The 18634-nt window shown below is 65.9% G+C and carries 17 protein-coding genes; 4 read left to right on the top strand and 13 right to left on the bottom strand.

Annotated features, from left to right (window positions below; genetic code table 11):
• Positions 1-12 precede the first annotated feature (12 nt).
• The 6 genes from VGV37_RS29320 to VGV37_RS29295 form a co-directional block, all read right to left on the bottom strand.
• On the bottom strand, positions 13-672 hold the full coding sequence (locus VGV37_RS29320) for an amino acid ABC transporter permease (protein ID WP_326883411.1): 660 nt from the start codon (positions 670-672) through the stop codon (positions 13-15).
• Positions 669-1334 (bottom strand): amino acid ABC transporter permease, encoded by a 666-nt coding sequence (locus tag VGV37_RS29315; protein ID WP_326883410.1) that lies wholly within the window; start codon positions 1332-1334, stop codon positions 669-671. The genes VGV37_RS29320 and VGV37_RS29315 overlap by 4 nt, the downstream gene beginning before the upstream one ends.
• A gap of 56 nt (positions 1335-1390) precedes the next feature.
• On the bottom strand, positions 1391-2221 hold the full coding sequence (locus tag VGV37_RS29310) for a substrate-binding periplasmic protein (protein ID WP_326883409.1): 831 nt from the start codon (positions 2219-2221) through the stop codon (positions 1391-1393).
• Between the two features lie 153 nt (positions 2222-2374).
• The gene (locus VGV37_RS29305; RefSeq protein WP_326883408.1) at positions 2375-3364 is read right to left on the bottom strand and encodes a phosphoribosylaminoimidazolesuccinocarboxamide synthase; all 990 of its coding nucleotides are present in this window, start codon (positions 3362-3364) and stop codon (positions 2375-2377) included.
• Between the two features lie 105 nt (positions 3365-3469).
• Complete coding sequence (locus VGV37_RS29300; RefSeq protein WP_326883407.1) at positions 3470-3928, bottom strand: response regulator; 459 nt, start codon at positions 3926-3928, stop codon at positions 3470-3472.
• A gap of 105 nt (positions 3929-4033) precedes the next feature.
• A complete protein-coding gene (locus VGV37_RS29295; RefSeq protein WP_326883406.1) occupies positions 4034-6361 on the bottom strand; it encodes an N-6 DNA methylase in 2328 nt (775 codons plus the stop codon).
• Positions 6362-6787: 426 nt separating this feature from the next.
• Between VGV37_RS29295 and VGV37_RS29290 the strand changes: the two genes are divergently transcribed.
• From VGV37_RS29290 to VGV37_RS29275, 4 genes are all read left to right on the top strand, one after another.
• Complete coding sequence (locus VGV37_RS29290; protein ID WP_326883405.1) at positions 6788-7426, top strand: tetratricopeptide repeat protein; 639 nt, start codon at positions 6788-6790, stop codon at positions 7424-7426.
• Between the two features lie 12 nt (positions 7427-7438).
• The gene (locus VGV37_RS29285; RefSeq protein WP_326883404.1) at positions 7439-8758 is read left to right on the top strand and encodes a PQQ-like beta-propeller repeat protein; all 1320 of its coding nucleotides are present in this window, start codon (positions 7439-7441) and stop codon (positions 8756-8758) included.
• 58 nt (positions 8759-8816) lie between these two features.
• Positions 8817-10211 (top strand): ribosome biogenesis GTPase Der, encoded by a 1395-nt coding sequence (der, locus tag VGV37_RS29280; protein WP_326883402.1) that lies wholly within the window; start codon positions 8817-8819, stop codon positions 10209-10211.
• Between the two features lie 128 nt (positions 10212-10339).
• Entirely contained in the window at positions 10340-12460 is a 2121-nt protein-coding gene (locus VGV37_RS29275) for a sensor histidine kinase (protein WP_326883401.1), read from the top strand.
• On the opposite strand, the gene VGV37_RS29270 is transcribed toward VGV37_RS29275, so the two are convergent.
• The 7 genes from VGV37_RS29270 to VGV37_RS29240 are packed head-to-tail and all read right to left on the bottom strand — an operon-like array spanning position 12457 to position 18550.
• On the bottom strand, positions 12457-13143 hold the full coding sequence (locus VGV37_RS29270; protein WP_326883400.1) for an SDR family NAD(P)-dependent oxidoreductase: 687 nt from the start codon (positions 13141-13143) through the stop codon (positions 12457-12459). The genes VGV37_RS29275 and VGV37_RS29270 overlap by 4 nt on opposite strands.
• Before the next feature lie 2 nt (positions 13144-13145).
• Complete coding sequence (gene purF / locus VGV37_RS29265; protein ID WP_326883399.1) at positions 13146-14603, bottom strand: amidophosphoribosyltransferase; 1458 nt, start codon at positions 14601-14603, stop codon at positions 13146-13148.
• Positions 14600-15283, bottom strand: a complete 684-nt coding sequence (locus VGV37_RS29260; protein ID WP_326883398.1) for a CvpA family protein — start codon at positions 15281-15283, stop codon at positions 14600-14602. The genes purF and VGV37_RS29260 overlap by 4 nt, the downstream gene beginning before the upstream one ends.
• A gap of 8 nt (positions 15284-15291) precedes the next feature.
• Complete coding sequence (radA, locus tag VGV37_RS29255; RefSeq protein ID WP_326883397.1) at positions 15292-16695, bottom strand: DNA repair protein RadA; 1404 nt, start codon at positions 16693-16695, stop codon at positions 15292-15294.
• Positions 16696-16733: 38 nt separating this feature from the next.
• Complete coding sequence (locus VGV37_RS29250) at positions 16734-17504, bottom strand: ABC transporter ATP-binding protein (RefSeq protein ID WP_326883396.1); 771 nt, start codon at positions 17502-17504, stop codon at positions 16734-16736.
• A complete protein-coding gene (locus VGV37_RS29245) occupies positions 17501-18274 on the bottom strand; it encodes an ABC transporter permease (RefSeq protein ID WP_326883395.1) in 774 nt (257 codons plus the stop codon). Before VGV37_RS29245 ends, VGV37_RS29250 begins: the two co-directional genes overlap by 4 nt.
• Positions 18275-18550 carry an alanine racemase C-terminal domain-containing protein gene (locus VGV37_RS29240; RefSeq protein WP_326883394.1) on the bottom strand — a complete coding sequence of 92 codons (276 nt, stop codon included), beginning with the start codon at positions 18548-18550 and terminating at the stop codon, positions 18275-18277.
• Positions 18551-18634: the final 84 nt, after the last annotated feature.

Raw genomic sequence — 18634 nt, 5'->3', positions numbered from 1 at the left:
GGGTGAAAGCGGTCATTCCCGCACTCCGTATTTCCGATGGATCCAGTCGACCAGCTTGGCCTGGGGATAGCCCATCAACCAGTAGATCGCGCCCATGGCGGTCAGCATCTCCAGCACGCGGAAGCTTTGCGAGCGGATCTGCATCGCGGTATGGGCCAGTTCGCCGACGGCGATGACGGAGACCAGCGAGGTGTCCTTGAACAGCGACACCCAGGTGCTGGCCAGGATCGGCAGCACACGGCGCCAGGCCTGCGGCAGGATGATCTGGCGGAGCACCTGGCCGCGGCTCATGCCGATCGCGAGGCCCGCCTCGGTCTGGCCCTTGCGGATCGAATTGATGCCGGAGCGGAAGGTTTCGGAATTATAGGCCGAGACGTTGAGGCACAGTGCCGTCAGCCCGGTGGTGAACGGCGACAGGCTGAGGTCGGTCAGCACCGGCAGGACGTAGAACGCCCAATAGACCAGCAGCAGCAGCGGCAGGTTGCGGAACAGCTCGACGAACCCGGTCGCGAACAGGGCGACTGCCTTGAACCGCGACCCGCGCATCAGCGCCAGCAGGATGCCGCCGGGCACGGCGATGACCATGGTCAAGGCGGTCAGCAGGATGGTGACGAGCGCGCCGTCGAGCAGCAGCCAGCGGCTTTGCCAGACGATCGTCCAGTCGAGCTTCATGACCGGCCCAGGTGGGCGACGCGCGTATAGAAACGGTCGATCAGGCGGGTGACCGGGAAGATGATCACGAAATACACCACCATGATGGTCGAGAAGATCTCGATCGGCCGATAGGTCTCGCCGGCGAGCGTCTCGGCCTGCCGCATCAGCTCCGGCACGGCGATGACCGCGGCGATCGCCGTGTCCTTGATCGTGACCGAGATGATCGAACCGAACGCCGGCAGCATGCGGACGATCGCCTGGGGCAGCAGGATCTCGCGCACGATCTGTGGTCGGGACATGCCGATGGCGAGGCCGGCCTGGAACTGGCCCTTGCGGATCGAGCCGATGCCGGCCCGGATCACCTCGGCCACATAGGCGGCGACGTGAAGCGTGATGCCGATTAGCGCCGCCCAGAAGGGCGCGAAGCTATGGCCCGACAGGATCGGCACCGAAAAATAGATCCAGACCAACACGACGAAGACCGGGATGGCCCGCATCGAATCGATGTAGAACACCAGGGGAATGCGCAGCCAGGCCGGTCCGTAGAGCCGACCGAGAGCGACCGCCAGGCCCAGCACGAAGCTGCAGGCGACCGCGGTGACGGACAGCAGCAGCGTCAGACCCAGCCCGGAAAGCAGGAAGCGCCAACTGTCGAGCAGGGGGGAGAAGTCGAAATCCATGGCGCGGCTATCGCGGGATCAGGATTCGGGCCGCTGCTGCCGGCGGCCCGAATGCCTCACATCTTGTCGATCATCTTGGTTTCCTCGGCGGTGAGCTGCGGCTGCATCCGCGTCTCCACGGCCTTGAGCCAGGCGAGGAATTCCGGCTGGTTCTTGTCGATGGCCGACCCGATGTCCGTGCCCATTTCCTTGCTGCCCTGGCAATTGTCGCCCTCCGGAAACGCCTTCAGGCCCCTGACCTTCTTGTTGAGGGCAACCCAGGGAATCCGGTTGATCGGTGTTACGTCGGCACGCTTCGCCATGATTTCCTCGACCGGTGCCGCGGTGCCGGCCGTCGACACGCCGCGCAGGGTCGCGTTCGGGAACCGGGTCTGCACCCAATGTTCCTCGCCGCCACCGGTGTAGTAGGCGACCACGATGCCGGCCTTGTTGAAATCGTCGATGCTCTTGGCGTTGGCGACCTTCGGATTGTCGGCGCGACCGAACACGCAGAGGCTGGTCGCGGAATAGGTGACGAAATCGATCACCTTCAGCCGCTCAGGCGTGACCGACAGCGGCGAGACGGTCATATCGACCTGGTTGGACGCCAGCACCGGCACCTTGGTCTCGTGCGATACGGCGACCGGCTCGAGCTTCACGTTCAGCAGGCGGGCGTATTCCTTGGCCAGCGTCCAGCCGGGACCGGACCATTGGTCGCCGCTGCCGCTGGTGTTCTCGACCAGCCACGGCGGGTTGGCCAGGACGGCGACCCGAAACACGCCGGCCTTCTGGATCGCCTGGATGCGAGGACTATTGGTCGGTATGGCCTCGTCGGCGCTCGCCGCGGCGGACCAGGCCACGCCGGCGGCCAGGGCAAAGGCCAGCATGCCGCTCTTCGCTGAAAGCATCGGAATTTCCCCCGTCTCGTCCGTGGCAACGGCTCTGTCGGCCGGATTGCACTCGTCGCCATCACCAGCAGGCAGTCAGCCGTCGGTTCTGGCGCGCAGTCGGTATACTTGTATACAGGGTCGATTTACTGTCAAGAGAGCGGGCGGCGGGTCCTAGAAGAATCGCTTCAGGTTTCCGCGGATCCGTTCCAGCACCGGCTGGCCTGCCGGTGGAAGCGGGAAGGTCTCGCCTGTGATCGTCTCGTAAACGCTGATATAGATTCGGGCGGCTTCGAGATTGATCTCGTCCGGAATTTCCGGAATTGCGTCGACATAGGGATCGCAGCGCGCGACGACCCAGCTGCGCACGAAATCCTTATCGAAACTCTCCGGCTTCTCGCCCGCGGCAAAGCGAACGGGGTAGCTCTCGGCGAACCAATAGCGGCTCGAATCCGGCGTATGGATCTCGTCGGCCAGCACGATGCTGCCGTCGGTGTCGAAGCCGAACTCGTACTTGGTGTCGACCAGGATCAACCCATGCAGCCGGGCGATTTCCTGTCCGCGCGCGAACAGCGCCAGCGCCAGACGGGAGACATGGGCCCACTGGTCTGAGCTCAGCAGGCCCTTGGCGACGATCTCGTCGGGGGTCAGTTCCTCGTCGTGGCCGGCATCGAACGCCTTGGTCGTCGGCGTGATGATCGGTGCGGGCAATTTTTCGTTCGGCTGCATGCCGTCCGGGAAATGGTGGCCGTACATGTCGCGGCGGCCGCCGTTGTACATGGAGAGGATCGAGGTCGAGGTCGTACCGGCCAGGTAGTCGCGAACGACGATCTCGACCGGCATGATCTTGAGGTTGCGGCAGACCAGCACGTTCGGGTCGGGATATTCGATGACGTGGTTCGGACAGATGTCGCGCGTGCGGTCGAACCAGAACCGGGCGATCTGGGTCAGGACCTGACCCTTCAGCGGCACGGCGGTCAGGATCCGGTCGAACGCGCTCAGGCGGTCGGTCGCGATGATGATGCGACGGCCGTCCGGCAGATCGTAATTCTCGCGCACCTTGCCGCGATAATGGTTCGGCAATTCCGGGATCGCGGCGTCGCGCAGCACCAGGCCGGCATAGGCCGCGAGGGCCGGAGTCTTCAGCTTTTCGTTGGTCGCCATCTTCCCAGATCCCGATTGCTCGACGCGGGCGCCACCATAGCGCAAATCATCCGGGCCGGTCCGGCAATGATTGCGCGGTTGCCGAGCAGCAAATGCTTGGGATCTCTAAGCGGGATCGGAGCCCAGGTTATCCCCACGCTCGGCCTGGCGCTGCTTCAAGGCTTTGTCGAGCGCCTTGTACATCTGGCTCGGCAGGAACGGCTTCTGCAGGAAGCCATAGGGGCTGACCCGTTTGGCGCGGGCGAGATGCTCGGGATCGCTGGTGCCGCTGAGGAAGATGGCGCCGATGCCGTAGCGACGGCGCAACTCGCCGGCGATTTCGATGCCGTCCTTCGGGCCGGGCAGGCGGATGTCGACCAGGGCCAGAATGCAGGGGCGTGCTTCGGCCAAGGTGAATGCCTCCGACGCGGTCGACGCAACGCCCGCCACCTCGAAACCCGCTTCGGCCAGGACGTCGGCGACGTAGGTCGCGACCATCGCATCATCTTCGACGATCAGAACGCACGGCTGACCCTGCACCGGCTTCTGAGCGGGGCTGGGCTCGTCGGGTGGGGCGATGCTCATGAGGTCTCGCAAAGGTCCTGCGTCGGCCGGGCCGATTCCTGCCGCAACACACGCTAATGAAAACACTTATCCACGAAGTTGGTTCCAAATTTTCTTCTGCATCGGCTATGGACGATAGGGAGCGAGGCTCGCGTCGATCACCCGTGCGAACTTCAGGCAGAGCGCCTCCGCATCGCGCCGGATCGCCTGGGAAAAATTCAGGTTCACCGGCGCGATGCGCGCCGGCGTGATCTTGCGGCCATAGCCGTAGCGCCACCGTTCCAGACGGATCGCGGAGGCGACCAGCAGCAGATCCGCAACGGCGGCCCACTCCGGCTTGCGCGGCAGCAGCACCAGGCAGTCGGAATTCGGCGCGCAGGGCTCCAGATGCACGAATGCCTCGCCGATGCTGCCGGTGCGGGCAACGGTGATGAAGGGTGGTGCCAGCACGGTCGGGAACTCCAGCCAGCCGTCGCAGCCGTTATATTGCTCGGTCGGCGAGACGATCAGGGTGCGGCCAGGGGGAATGCCTTCGCGGGACTCGATCGCGCCGAACCCGTAGAAAATGTCGAACCGGCCGCCGATCTCGTTGTCAGCCGCGGCAATGGCCTCCGCGTTCCGCAGTTTCCGATGGGAGACGATCTGGCGATAATCGACCATCGCAATCTCGCCATCGGCGATCGCGTCGCGCTGGGCCAGGATTTCCGGAGCATAGCGGGTATAGAAGGAGGCGAGCCGTCGTTGCAGGACATCGACGGCGCCGGTCATCTCGGCATCGTCCGGCGGCGCCGACCTTATATAGGCGCCGGCCGCCCATTCGTCGCCGCCGGCGATGCCGACACTGCCGGAAAAGCCCGGCCGGTCGAGCTTGTTCAGCAACGCGTCGACCGCCGCCGCCATATGGTTCGGCTCGGTCGGGCGCTCGACGCGCGCGCCTCTGCGCAGCACCAGGCCGTCGTGGTGCAGACGGACGAAAGCAGTCTTGCCCGCCGGATCGTGGGGCCGCCCCTTTTCCAGGAGCACGATCGACGTGGTCGCAGCAGCGAACGGCTGGAACAGCTCATCCGGCAGCTGGCAGACGCCCAGCAGACTGTTTTGACGCAGTACGCGCGCGCGCCAGGGTGCCTTGTCCCGCTTGACCAGCAGGCTCGTCGGCAGGATGACCGCCAGGCGCCCGCCGATCCGCAGGCCCTCGAGCGCGCGATCGACGAAGAGCTCGGACGGCGTGTCGGTCTTCTTGTGGGGGAAGGGTGGATTGGTCACGACGACGGTCGCCATCCCCGGCCGGAAGCGGGGTGAGGTCAGTACATCGGCCTGGTGGATCCCGGCCGAGCCGTCGCCGCGCAGGATCATGTTGGCGATGCACAAGGCCGCCGTGACCGGCTCGCTCTCAAATCCATGAAGGCAATCGCTGAGCGCCGTCGCCGTCCAGCCCGGGCTTTGGCGGCGAATGTGATCCATGCCGGCGATCAGAAAGCCGCCGGTGCCGCAGGTCGGGTCGAGCACGATATCGTCCGATCGAACCGCGCAGAGCTCCACCATCATCCGGGCGATATGGCGCGGCGTGAAATACTGGCCGATGGTATTGGCGCCGGTATATCGGAACAGAGTCTCGTACAGCTGGCCCAGATAATCATGTTCGGCCGTGAGCATGGTGACGTTGAGGCGTTCCAGGATGAGCGCGATCCGCAGCACCCGTCCGGCCAGCTTCCCGTTGCCGCTGTCGATACGCATGCCGTCCGCCAGCCCGGCCTTGCCGACTGCGGTGAACGCCATGCGGCACGCCGTGTTGATGTCCTCCAAAATCCAGCGTTCGTCCCGGCGCACCGCACCGCGGGACTGCCAGAGCGCCAGCATGATCGCCGCCACGACGGCCGGACGGAACTCGTCCTTGACGTTCGCTTCCCGCAGCAGCCGATTGATCTCCTCGGCGCGGGCGGCCAGCACCTCCGGGGGTGGGATGGATGGGCGCAATTCGGGCGGATGGGCCGGCAGCGCCAGTCGCCGGGCGTCCTCGCGCGTCGGAATCCAGTTGATGGGTTGCCCGGCGTGGGTGACCAGGCACCATGCCGCCCCATCCCATTTCGACACGCGCAGGCAAAAATCGTCGTCCAGGACCCCGGCCAGACCGATGGCGAGCGCGGGTTGGCCGGCCAAGACGAAGGCCGCGGCATAATGCTGCGCGTCGCGCATCGCACTCGCGATGTCCGAGGCGGCCACGCTTGCCACCACCGCCATCGCGTCTTCGGAAAGCCGGTCGACCAGAACGACGGCAGGGATGGTTGCGGCGCCGCGCTTGCGGGTATCGAGAAGCACCTCCGCCACTCTCGGCGCGACGCGCGGGTCCAGCTGAGACAGGCAATCCCCATGGGGCGGTCGCCGCAAATCCCAGCCCTGGGCGAGCAGCAGGTCGTTCAACAGGGAATGGGACTGTCGTGCCGACGCTTGCGCCACTACGAACGACCCGTTGAGATCGGCGGCTTTGTGCGAGTTTTTGCGTTTCTGGGATCCACGGGGATCTTCCATGGGCTGGTCATCGGTGCCGGCGCGGCGAGGTCGAATCGGTAGGCGCGGCGGAGGATAGCCGCGCGCGACAATACTGTCCCGCTTCGGCGTTGTTGAGACCTCCGGGCAATCCAGTCCGCGCCGCATCCTCGGGGTATCGAGATGCTAGGGGATTTTTTCTTTCGATAACGCATTCCTCTTGGTTTTCTTTTGACGGGACGTGGCTGTCACTGATGAAACGGGGAGTCACGGATTTGCGTCCGGCCGCATGACCCGCTATGGTCCGGCCCCGTTCTCGCGGTGCGATTTCGGCCGGCCCTTTGTCGTCCAAAAATCGTTCCGCGCGCTGCAATACCGCTATCCCGGAGTCTCGCATTGGCGGACATCTTTCAAGAGATCGATGAGGACCTACGGCGCGACCGCGCGGCCAAGCTTTGGGCGCGTTACGGCAAGTACGTCATCGCCGCTGCCGTGCTCGTCGTCGCCGCAACGGCAGCCGGGGTCGGGTACCAGAATTGGCGGCTGCAACAGTACCAGGCGCGCGGGCTGAAATACGCCGAGACCGCGGGTCTGGTTCGCGACGGCGACAATGCCAAGGCCATTGCCGGATTCGAAGCGATCGCCGCCGAAGACAAGGCCGGGTATGGCCTGCTGGCCCGTATCCAGGCCGCGGCGCTGAAAGCGAAGAGCGACGACAAGGAAGGCGGCCTCGCGGCGCTGAGCACGATCGCCGCCGACGGCGCGGTCGACCCGGTCTATCGCGATCTGGCGACGGCGCTCGCCGGCCTCTACAGCGTCGACGAGGCGAAGCCGGAAGAGACCATCGCGCGCATGAAGCCGCTCGTCGACGGGCCCTGGCATTTCACGGCGCTCGAAGTGACCGCGCTCGCCCAATTGAAGGCGGGCGACAAGGCGGCGGCGCTGAAGACTTACCAGGGGCTGGCGGACGATCTGGGCGCGCCAGCGTCGTTGCGCACCCGCGCGACCGAGATCGTCAACGGCTTGAAGAACTGAGGATTGCGACCAGTGCTGAGCGCGAAGAAACTGACGATTCTCCTGGTCCTGCCGTTGGCGCTGGCCGCCTGCGACAGCTTCGGCAAGAAGAAGAAGGACATTATCCCCGGTGAGCGGATCTCGGTCCTGGCGCTGGAGAAGCAGCTGGAGCCCGATCCCGATCTGGCCTCGCTGCAGATCACCTTGCCGTCGCCGGCGGTGAATGCGAACTGGCCGCAGGCGAGCGGCCAGCCCAGCCACGTGATGCAGCATCCGGCGCTGCCCGACGGGCTGAAGGAGGCCTGGCAGGTCAATGTCGGCGAAGGCGCGTCGCGCTATGCCGAGGTCCTGGCCGGCCCAGTCGTGAACGACGGCGTCGTCTATGTGAAAGATTCGAAGACCCAGGTTTCCGCCTATCGCGCGACGGACGGCAAGCAGCTCTGGCAGGTCGACGTGGCACCGGACGATGTCGACAACCAGGCTTGGGGTGGCGGCGTTTCTTTTGACGGCGGCAAGCTGTTCGTGACGATCGGCTTCGGCCAGGTCGTGGCGCTGAACGCGGCCGACGGCAAGGAAACCTGGCGCACGACCATCGGCATTCCCATGCGCGAGGCCCCGACGGTGGCCGACGGCCATGTGCTGGTGGTCGATGTCGACAACGAGATCTTCGCGCTGTCGGAAGCGACCGGCGAGAAGCAATGGACCTATGCCGGCATCCCCGAGACGGCCGAACTGGCCGGCGGGTCGAGCCCCGCCGTCGAGAACGGCACGGTGGTCGTGCCATTCAGCTCGGGCGAACTGGTGGCGCTGCGCATCGAGAACGGTCGTACGGTGTGGCAGGACAGCCTGGCCGCGACCCGCCGGTTCGACGCGATCTCGACGCTGGCCGATATTCACGGTCGTCCCGTAATCGATCGCGGCCGCGTCATCGCGGTCAGCCATTCCGGCCGTGTCGCCTCGATCGACCTGCGCACCGGCGAGCGCGCCTGGGAGCAGGAGGTCGGCGGCACCTATACGCCGTGGATCGCCGGCGACTTCGTCTATCTGCTGTCGACCGGCGGCGAGGTCATCTGCCTGACGCGGGCCGATGGGCGCGTCCGATGGCTGACCCAGCTCGACCAGTGGGCCGACATGGAAGACAAGGAAGACCCGATCCATTGGGCCGGGCCGATCCTGGCGGGGGATCGCCTGATCGTGATCGCGTCGAACGGCCAAGCCTGGTCGATCTCGCCCTATACCGGCAAGGCACTGGGCCGGATCGATCTGCCGGAGGGTAGCTTCCTGTCGCCCGTGGTCGCCGACAATACGCTTTATCTGATGACCAACGATGGACAGTTGACGGCGTTGCGCTGAAGCTGAACGAGACCGGCGCCGCGAGAGCGAGCGCGTCGGTCGGAAGGACTGTAAGGGTATGAGTTTCACGGCGGCCATCATCGGTCGACCCAACGTCGGCAAGTCGACGTTGTTCAATCGGCTCGTCGGCCAGCGTCTGGCGCTGGTCGACGACCTGCCGGGCGTCACGCGCGACCGGCGCGAGGGCAAGGCGCGCCTCGGCGATATCGAATTCCGGGTGATCGATACGGCGGGGCTCGAGGACGTGCGCGACCAGAGCCTGGCCGGCCGTATGCGCGAGCAGACCGAGCGGGCGATCGACGACGCCGACGTCGTGCTGATGGTGATCGATTCCCGGGTCGGCGTCACGCCGATGGACCGGCATTTCGCCGAACTGCTGCGCCGCCGTGCGGTGCCGGTGGTCCTGATCGCCAACAAGTCCGAGGGCAAGGCCGGCCTGGCCGGGGCATATGAGTCGTTCGAGCTCGGCCTGGGCGATCCGATCGCGATTTCGGCCGAGCATGGCGAAGGCCTGAGCGACCTGTTCGACGCGCTCATGCCGTTTGCCGACAAGGTCGAAGAGCTGGACCCCTTCGGCGTCCCTGCGCCCGTGCGCGGCGACATCGATTTCGACGAGGACGGATCGACGGACGATCCGCAAAAGCCGATCCAGTTGGCGATCGTCGGCCGGCCCAACGTCGGCAAGTCGACCTTGATCAACAAGCTGCTGGGCGAGGAACGGCTGCTGACCGGACCCGAGGCCGGCATCACCCGCGACTCGATCGCGATCGAATGGGAATGGCGCGGCCGTCCCATCAAGCTGATCGACACCGCCGGGCTGCGGCGCAAGTCGGTGATCGAGCACAAGCTGGAAAAACTGTCGGTCGCCGATACGCTGCGCGCGATTCGCTTCGCCGAACTGGTCATCATGGTGGTCGATGCCACCCAGATGCTGGAAAAGCAGGACCTGACGATCGCCCGCATGATCGAGGACGAGGGCCGCTCGATCGTCCTCGCGATCAACAAATGGGATCTGATCGAGAACAAGCCGGCCGCACTGGAAAAACTGCGGGACCGGCTGCAGATTTCGCTGGCGCAGTTGCAGGGGATCCTGTGCGTGCCTGTCTCGGGGGCGACCGGGGCCGGGCTCGACAAGCTGATGAAGGCGGGGCTCGATGCCCACGCGACCTGGAATCGCCGGATCGGCACGCCGAAGCTCAATCGCTGGTTGGCGGAAATCCAGGAACGCCATCCGCCACCGCTCGTCGACGGTCGCCGGCTGCGCCTGCGCTACATGACCCAGGCGAACACCCGCCCGCCGACCTTCGCGCTATTCTCGTCCAAGCCCGGCGACCTGCCGGATTCCTATCGGCGGTATCTGGTTAACCTTATGCGAGAGACCTTCGATCTGCCCGGCACGCCGATCCGGGTCATGTTGCGCAAGGGATCCAATCCCTATGCCGACAAGGATTAGGGCCGGATTCCTGCCGTCGCCTGTCGATGGGAACTGACGGGGCCGCCTCGGGTGTGTAACACTGACATGATGCCGTCGGTCTATCCGGCCTGCGGCGACCGCCAAGAACGTTGGTCCGAGGCGTTCCGATGCCAATCCCCGTGTTCCTCCGTCTGGTCTGGCCGGCCTCCAAGGGCGGCATCGTCGCCGCGACCGCGCTCGTCACGGCGATCGCCCTCGGCGCGGTGTGGGGCAGCACCTTCTATTGGTTGACGCTCAACCGAGGCGAGCGGATAGACGCGACCAAGGAAACCCTGTCGCACCTGTCCGAGACCATCGACGAGCACGTCGACGGGCAATTGCGCGGCGCATCGGTCATCCTGCGTACCGTCGAGACCTGGGCCAGCTTCCATCCGACGAGCGATTTGCAGCGGGACCCTGAATTCGCGGCCCTGGCGCAGAGCACCGGTGCCGGCCGTCCGGGTTTTGCCGGCATCCGGCTGGTGCTGGCCGACGGGGCCAGCGTGCGTCCCATCGACAATGTCGGCAGGCTGCCGATCGCCTATGTCGATGCTCCCTTCGTTCAGACCGCGCTCGCACTGGCACCGGGACAGATCTATCTGGGCGAGGCATTCAACCCGCCGAACACCAATCGATGGCTGCTGCCGATGGCATTGCGGCTGCCGCCGCGGTCGGACGGCGTGGCCTTGCTGGCGACGGCGATCGATCTGGACGTCCTGGCCCAGGCGTTCGACCGCGCGCGGCCGACCGCGGCCGGTGCCGTCACCATCCTGCGCTCGGACCGCAAGATGATCCTGCGCGTGCCCAACGATCCGTCGCGAAGCAGCGCGACGTTCGGCCGAGGCCATCTGTTCTCCGTCGAACTGCCCGAGGCGCCCAGCGGCGTCTATGAGAACCCGTCCAGCGCCTACGACGGTTCGACCCGCCTCGTCAGCTACCGGACGCTGCCGGATTTTCCGATCATCGTTTCCGTCTCGGCCGGCGAAACGGAGATCCTGAGCGGCTGGCGCCGAGAGCTGATCTTTTCGCTCGTCTTCTCCGGGCTCGTCTCCGTTTCGTTCATCGCCTCCGCTTGGTGGCTGATGCGGCTGCTGAACGAAGGGCAGGGGCAGGCGATCGAGCTCGCGGAATCCCGGCGCGTGCTGATCAAGGCGCAAACCCTGGCGCAACTCGGCAGCTTCCGCCGCCTCTTCGCGACCCAGGAGATGGTCTGGTCCGTCGAGGCCTGCCGAATCCTGGGATATCCACCCGGCATGGCGCCGAATTCCGTCGAACGCTTCCTGGCGCTGGTCCATCCGGACGATCTGGGCCTGATCGGCGATACGCTCCGGACGACCCAGGAAGGGCGCTCCTATGCCTTCGATTTCCGGATCGTCGATGCCCATGGCGAAGTTCGCCACCTGCATGCCATGGGCACGCCAGAGTTCGACGACGCCGGCACGCCGGTGGCGGCCGATGGCATCATCCAGGACATCACCGAACGCAAGCAGATGGAGCAGGCGCTCCGCGACGCCCGCGACGCGGCGGAGCGCGGCAGCCGGGCCAAATCGGAATTCCTGGCCAACATGAGTCACGAGTTGCGCACACCCCTGAACGCCATTATCGGCTTTTCCGAGATCATGCGGGAAGAGATCCTGGGGCCGGTCGGCGTGCCGAAATATCAGGAATATCTGGGCGACATCAACAACAGCGCCCAGCATTTGCTGCTGATCATCAACGACATCCTCGACATCGCGCGCATCGAGGCCGGCCGGATCGAACTCAAGGAAGCGCGGATCGATCTGAAACGCATGATCGAAGAGTGCGCGCGCATGCTCCGCGGACGCGTCGCCGATGCCGGCCTAAAGCTCGAGACCCGGTTCGACGACGGCGCCTCCTGGTGCATCGGCGACGAGCGGCTGCTGCGTCAGGCGCTGCTGAACCTTACGTCGAATGCGGTCAAGTTCACGCCCTCCGGCGGCCGGGTGAGCATCCTGGTCGGACGCAAGGCCGGCGGCGAACTGACCCTGGCGGTTCAGGATACCGGTATCGGCATGTCCGCAGACGAAGCTGCCGTGGCACTCCGTCCCTTTGGCCAAGTCCAGAGCGCGTTTGCGCGAACCCGCGACGGTGTCGGGCTGGGCCTGCCGCTCGCGAAGTCCTTCGTCGAACTGCACGGCGGCGAGTTGGTGATCGAGTCGGTGCCGGGCCATGGCACGACCGTCCTGGTCAAGCTGCCGTCCTGGCGCGTGGCCCAGGCGCTGGGTTAAACCAGCACTCGATCCAGGAACAGGCCGGCGACATCGTCGGGCTGCGCCATGACGGCCTGGTCCTCGCCCGGAAAGGCGGTGCGGCGCAGCTGGGTGGCGACGGGGCCGGGGTCGACGAGCGACACCTTGACGTTGGTCTTGGTCAGTTCGGCGGCCCAAGTCCGCGCCATCAGGTCGAGCCCGGCCTTGGAGACCGCATAGGCGCTCCAATAGGCGATGGCGTCATGGCCGGCGGCACAGGTGGTGAAGATGGCGCGCCCCGCCGGCGCCAGCTTCAACAACGGCTCGAGCGAGCGGATCAGGCGCCAGTTGGCCGTGAGGTTGGTGTCGATGACCCGCTGGAAGACTTTTGGATCCTGGTGGCTCAGCGGCCCGAGCGAGCCCAGATGGCCGGCATTGCCGACCAGGATGTCGAGCCGGCCGAACCGTTCGTAGAGTGCGGCGCCCATCTGGTCGATCTTGTCGAATTCCAGCAGGTCGAGCGGGACTAGGGTGGCGCTGCCGCCCTTTGACTGGATCTGGTCGTCGACCTCTTCGAGCGCGCCGACCGTGCGGGCGACCAGGATCACATGGGCGCCCTCGGCGGCGAAACGCCGGGCGATGGCCGCGCCGATGCCCCGCGAGGCACCCGTGACAAGTGCGATCCGGCCCGAAAGCCGGCCGTCCTGCTTCGCTTCGCTCATCGTCAGGCGATCTCATTCATCAGCGAGAGGTTCGTCGCGAGATTGCCCTGTTCGAAATCCGACAAGGGGATCGGATAATCGCCCGTGAAGCAGGCGTCGCAATAGTGCGGCTGCTTGGGGTCGCGCTTGGTATCGCCCAGTGCGCGGTAGAGCCCGTCGATCGAGACGAAGGCGAGGCTGTCGGCCCCGATGAATTTCGCCATGCCTTCGGTGTCGAAGCGCGAGGCGAGCAGCTTTTCCCGTTCGGGCGTCGCGATGCCATAGAAGCAGGAATTGTTCGTGGGTGGGCTGGAGATCCGCATGTGGACCTCCTTGGCGCCGGCCTGGCGGACCATCTCGACGATCTTGAGCGAGGTCGTGCCGCGCACGATCGAATCGTCGACCAGCACGACGCGCTTGCCCTCGATATGGCGGCGGTTGGCGTTGTGCTTCAGCTTGACGCCCAGATGGCGGATCTGATCGGTCGGCTCGATGAAGGTCCGGCCCACATAGTGGTTGCGGATGATGCCCAGTTCGAACGGAATGCCGCTCTCCAGCGAATAGCCCAACGCCGCGGGCACGCCCGAATCCGGCACCGGGATGATCGTATCGGCGTCGACCGGGGTCTCACGCGCCAGTTCCATGCCGATGCGCTTGCGGACTTCATAGACGCCGGTGCCCTCGACGATGCTGTCGGGCCGGGCGAAGTAGATGTATTCGAACACGCAGAAGCGGCTGGGACGGTTACCGAACGGGCGATGGCTATGCAGGCCGTCCTCGTTGACGATGACGATCTCGCCCGGCTCGATGTCGCGCACGAAATCGGCACCGATGATGTCGAGCGCTACCGTCTCCGACGCCAGCACATAGCTGTCGCCCAGCTTGCCCAGTACCAGCGGCCGCACGCCCAGCGGATCGCGCACGCCGATCATGCCCTCCTTGGACATGGCGACCAACGAATAGGCGCCTTCGACCTGGCGCAGGGAATCGACCATCCGCTCCAGCACCGAGCGGCGCAGGCTGGTGGCGATCAGGTGGATGATCACCTCGGTATCGCTGGTCGATTGGAACAGGCTGCCGCGCCGGACCAGCTGGTTGCGCAACTGGTAGGAGTTGGTCAGGTTGCCGTTGTGGCAGATGGCGAGGCCGCCGAATTCGAAATCGCCGAACAGCGGCTGGATGTTGCGGATCGCGACTTCGCCGGTCGTGGCATAGCGGTTATGGCCGATCGCAGCATTGCCGGGCAGGCGCTCCATGACGGCGGGGGAGCTGAAGTTCTCGCCGACTTGGCCCAGGCCCCGATGGGCGTGGAATTGGGCGCCGTCGTAGCTGACGATGCCTGCCGCTTCCTGACCGCGATGCTGCAGCGCATGGAGCCCTAGCGCGGTCAGCGCCGCGGCCTCGGGATGCCCGAACACGCCGAACACGCCGCATTCTTCGTGAAAATGGTCGTCGTCGAACGGAACGGTCGTATAACTCATGGCTTTGATCCGGTCTGCTGAGCTTTATCGACGAGATTGTTGAGGCCGGTCTCATCCTGCTGGGACGGGCCGTTCGGCGCGGTCTTGTCGGCGGGCTTGGTCTTGGACGCACCGTAAGGAGCGTTGAGCTTGTCGAGGTCCTGCCGGACCTGATTGGCCTGGTTGACCTTCTGTGCCGCCTCGGTCGCGGCCTGGGTGCCGCGCTCCAGCGTATTGTGCGGGATCAGGTCGTGGAGCTGCTGGGCGCCGGAGTCGAGCAGGCCGCGGGTATGGGCCTGCAGCACCCAGCCGGGCCGATCCTCGGGCTTCAGGAACAGGGTCATGACCAGGTAGGCGGCGCAAACGACGACGGCGCCACGCGCCACGCCGAAGATCATGCCGAGCGCCCGGTCGACGGCACCCAGGCTCGACTGCCGCACCTGGTTCGACAGCACGCCGGTGATGATCGAGAACACGATCAGGCAGACCACGAACACGACGATCGGGGCGACCACGTCGGCCAGCCACGGCTTCATCAGATTGCGCGCGATCGCGCGGGACGGTTCGAAGAAGAAATAGGTCACCGCGGCGGCGCCGACCCAGGCGGCGATCGACAGCAGCTCGCGCGCGAAGCCGCGTACGAAGGCGAACAGGCCGGAGATGGCGACCACGGCAACGACGATGATGTCGAGCGCATTCATGACGGACTTCAGGCCCTCGTCGTCGGGGTATTGGTGCCCTCGGTGTCGAACATGTCGACGAGCTCCTGCAAATGACCGATCTCGTTCTGGACGATGCCGGCCGATGCCGGTTTCTGCCGTCCCCGCCGCGCCGGCCCGAGCGCGCGTTCGAAGCCGAGCTTGCCCGCTTCCTTGAGCCGCGCATCCGACTGGCTGACCGGCCGTATTTCGCCGGATAGGCCTATCTCGCCGAAGACGACCATTTCGGCCGGCACGGGCTGCCCCGTCAGCGCCGAAACCAGGGCTGCCGCCACCGCGAGATCCGCCGCGGGTTCGGAAATCCGCAGACCCCCGGCGACGTTCAGGTAAACGTCGTTCGATCCGATTGCAAGGCCGCAACGTGCGTCCAGAACGGCCATCACCATTGCAAGCCGCGCGGAGTCCCACCCAACGACCGCGCGCCGGGGCGTGCCGGGCGGCGAGGGGGCGACCAGCGCCTGGATTTCGACCAGCACGGGCCGCGTGCCTTCCATGCCGGCGAACACGGCGGCACCGCTGACGGCGCCATGGCGATCGGCCAGGAACAGGGCCGACGGGTTGGCGACCTCGCTCAGGCCGGCATCCGTCATCTCGAACACGCCGATCTCGTCGGTCGGGCCGAAGCGGTTCTTGACCGCGCGCAGGATGCGGAACTGATGCCCGCGCTCGCCTTCGAAATAGAGCACGGCATCGACCATGTGCTCCAGCACGCGCGGGCCGGCGATGGCGCCATCCTTGGTGACATGGCCGACCAGGATCAGGGTGAATCCCACGCGCTTGGCCAGCCGGATCAATTCCTGGGCGGCGGCGCGCACCTGGCTGACCGTGCCGGGCGAGCTGTCCAAGGTGTCCAGGTACATGGTCTGGATCGAATCGATCACCACGATGTCGGCCGCCTGGGCATGGTCGAGCGAGGCCGCGATGTCGCGGATGCTGGTCGCGGCCGCCAGTTCGACCGGCGCGCCCGTCACGCCCAGGCGGGTCGCACGCAGGCGGATCTGGTCGATCGATTCCTCACCCGAGATATAGACGCACTTGGCCTTGCCGATGGCGAGCGAGGCCACGACCTGCAGCAGCAGGGTCGATTTGCCGATGCCCGGATCGCCGCCGACCAGCAGGGCGGAGCCCGGCACGAGGCCGCCGCCGCACACCCGGTCGAACTCGGCGATCCCGGTCAGGCGGCGCGGTGCGGCCTCGGCACTGCCTTCCAGCCCGACGAAGGCGATGCGCTTGCCCTTGGCGACGCCGGCAGCGCCCAGACCCTTGGGCGGTCCTTCCGGCTCGACTTCTTCGATCAGGCAGTTCCAGCCGCCGCAGGCATCGCAGCGGCCGCTCCATTTGGTGTGGACCGCCCCGCATTCCTGGCAGACGAACCGGCTGCGCGGGCGGGCCATCGGTCAGCGGCCCCCGGTCGGAAAGAACGGAGCGGCGGTCACGACGCACGCACTTCCATCTGGATCGGCCCGTCGGCGCGGCCGTTGATGAACTGATCGACATAGGCGTTGCCCGAGCGATCGATGTCGGCGGTCTGTCCCTGCCAGATGATCTTGCCCTGATACAGCATGGCGACCCGATCGGAGATCTTGCGGGCGCTCGCCATGTCGTGGGTGATGGATAGGGCGGTGGCGCCCAGGTCGCGCACCCGTTCGGCGATCAACTGGTTGATCACATCGCTCATGATCGGGTCGAGGCCGGTCGTCGGCTCGTCGAAGAAGATGATCTCGGGCTTCGACGCGATGGCGCGCGCCAGGCCCACGCGCTTCTGCATGCCGCCCGACAGTTCCGCCGGGGTCAGGTCGGCGACGTCGGCGCCGAGGCCGACCTTGGCGAGCGTATCGATCGCGAGACGCTTCGCCTCCGGCAGCTTCATGCCCTGGCCCTGGATCAGGCCGAACGAGACGTTCTGCCAGACCGGCAGGGAATCGAACAAGGCGGCGCCCTGGAACAGCATGCCGAACTTGGCCATCATCCGCGCACGCTCGGACCCGCTGAGGCCCACCGTCGGCTGGCCGTCGACGAAGATCTCGCCACTGTCGGGATGGACCAGCCCAAGGATGCATTTCAACAGCACCGACTTGCCGGAGCCGGAGCCGCCGATGACGACGACGCTCTCGCCCTGGGCGATCTCGAGGTTGACGCCCTGCAGCACCTTCTTGCGCCCGAACGCCTTGGTCAGGTCCTTGATGACGATCTTGGCGGTCATGAGAAGAACACCGACGTCAGGAGATAATCCATCAGCAGGATCAGGATCGAGCTGGAAACCACGGCATTGGTCGTGGCGGAGCCGACGCCCTGGGCGCCGCCGCGCGAATGATAACCGTGGTAGCAGCCCATCAGGGTGACGACGAAGCCGAACACGCCGGCCTTGATCAGGCCCGACACCACGTCCGGCGTCTTCAGTGCGACCCAGGTCTGGTGCAGGTAGCTCGACGGGTTGTAGTCGAGCAGGTAGACGCCGACGATATAGCCGCCGAGGATGCCGATGATATCGGCGACAAGCACGAGCAGCGGCATGGTGATGACGCCGGCGAGGATGCGCGGCACGACCAGGTATTTGTATGGGTTGGTCGACAGCGTCGAGAGCGCCGCGATCTGATCGGTGACGCTCATGGTCCCGAGTTCGGCGGCGATCGCCGCGCCGACCCGGCCTGCCACCATCAGGCCGGCGATGACGGGGCCCAGCTCGCGGGTCACGGACAGCACGACCAGCAAGGCCACCGCACCGTCGCCGCCCAGGCCGGCGAAGCCCGTGTGGCTCTGCAGCGCCAGCACCATGCCGGTGAACAGCGAGGTCAGGCCCACGACCGGCAGGGAATTATAGCCGATCAGCACCATCTGGCGCAGCAGCAGCTTCCAATAGAACGGCGGCCGCAGGATATGACTGAAGGCCACGCCGGCGAACAGGAACAATCGGCCGACGCTGGCGAAGAAACCGAGGGCGGATCGGCCGATGGTCGCGAGGAAATCACCCATCTAGGCGGCGACCTCGCCGTGGCGGCAGATCAAACCTTCGGTACCGCGCAGCGGTCCCGGCACATCGACAAGGCCGCCAGGGAACACCCATTGCGGTGGCACGGCGCAGACATCCACTGTGACGAGATCCATCGAAATGCGACCGACGGCGGGAATTGCCACCGGACCTGGGAAGACACGCACGGCACTGCTGCCCGCCCGGAAGGCCCCATCTGCGAGGCTCAGACCCGACGTGGCGACCCGCCGAAACCGGTCGGCAGTGGATGCCCGCACCATAGCCAACGGTCCGGCCAGCGTCAATCTCGCGGACGGGACGGGTTTTTTCTTTGATACCAAGAACTTGACGCCCGTGACGGGCAA

It is taken from the genome of Aliidongia sp., assembly GCF_035943795.1.
Classification (GTDB): domain Bacteria; phylum Pseudomonadota; class Alphaproteobacteria; order ATCC43930; family CGMCC-115725; genus Aliidongia.
This window is presented reverse-complemented; position numbering and strand designations above follow the sequence as displayed.

Coding starts and splice junctions, on each gene's coding strand:
- VGV37_RS29320 (WP_326883411.1), bottom strand. CDS start 672: ATGAAGCTCGACTGGACGATCGTCTGGCAAAGCCGCTGGCTGCTGCTC.
- VGV37_RS29315 (WP_326883410.1), bottom strand. CDS start 1,334: ATGGATTTCGACTTCTCCCCCCTGCTCGACAGTTGGCGCTTCCTGCTT.
- VGV37_RS29310 (WP_326883409.1), bottom strand. CDS start 2,221: ATGCTTTCAGCGAAGAGCGGCATGCTGGCCTTTGCCCTGGCCGCCGGC.
- VGV37_RS29305 (WP_326883408.1), bottom strand. CDS start 3,364: ATGGCGACCAACGAAAAGCTGAAGACTCCGGCCCTCGCGGCCTATGCC.
- VGV37_RS29300 (WP_326883407.1), bottom strand. CDS start 3,928: ATGAGCATCGCCCCACCCGACGAGCCCAGCCCCGCTCAGAAGCCGGTG.
- der (WP_326883402.1), top strand. CDS start 8,817: ATGAGTTTCACGGCGGCCATCATCGGTCGACCCAACGTCGGCAAGTCG.
- VGV37_RS29275 (WP_326883401.1), top strand. CDS start 10,340: ATGCCAATCCCCGTGTTCCTCCGTCTGGTCTGGCCGGCCTCCAAGGGC.
- VGV37_RS29270 (WP_326883400.1), bottom strand. CDS start 13,143: ATGAGCGAAGCGAAGCAGGACGGCCGGCTTTCGGGCCGGATCGCACTT.
- purF (WP_326883399.1), bottom strand. CDS start 14,603: ATGAGTTATACGACCGTTCCGTTCGACGACGACCATTTTCACGAAGAA.
- VGV37_RS29260 (WP_326883398.1), bottom strand. CDS start 15,283: ATGAATGCGCTCGACATCATCGTCGTTGCCGTGGTCGCCATCTCCGGC.
- radA (WP_326883397.1), bottom strand. CDS start 16,695: ATGGCCCGCCCGCGCAGCCGGTTCGTCTGCCAGGAATGCGGGGCGGTC.
- VGV37_RS29250 (WP_326883396.1), bottom strand. CDS start 17,504: ATGACCGCCAAGATCGTCATCAAGGACCTGACCAAGGCGTTCGGGCGC.
- VGV37_RS29245 (WP_326883395.1), bottom strand. CDS start 18,274: ATGGGTGATTTCCTCGCGACCATCGGCCGATCCGCCCTCGGTTTCTTC.
- VGV37_RS29240 (WP_326883394.1), bottom strand. CDS start 18,550: ATGGTGCGGGCATCCACTGCCGACCGGTTTCGGCGGGTCGCCACGTCG.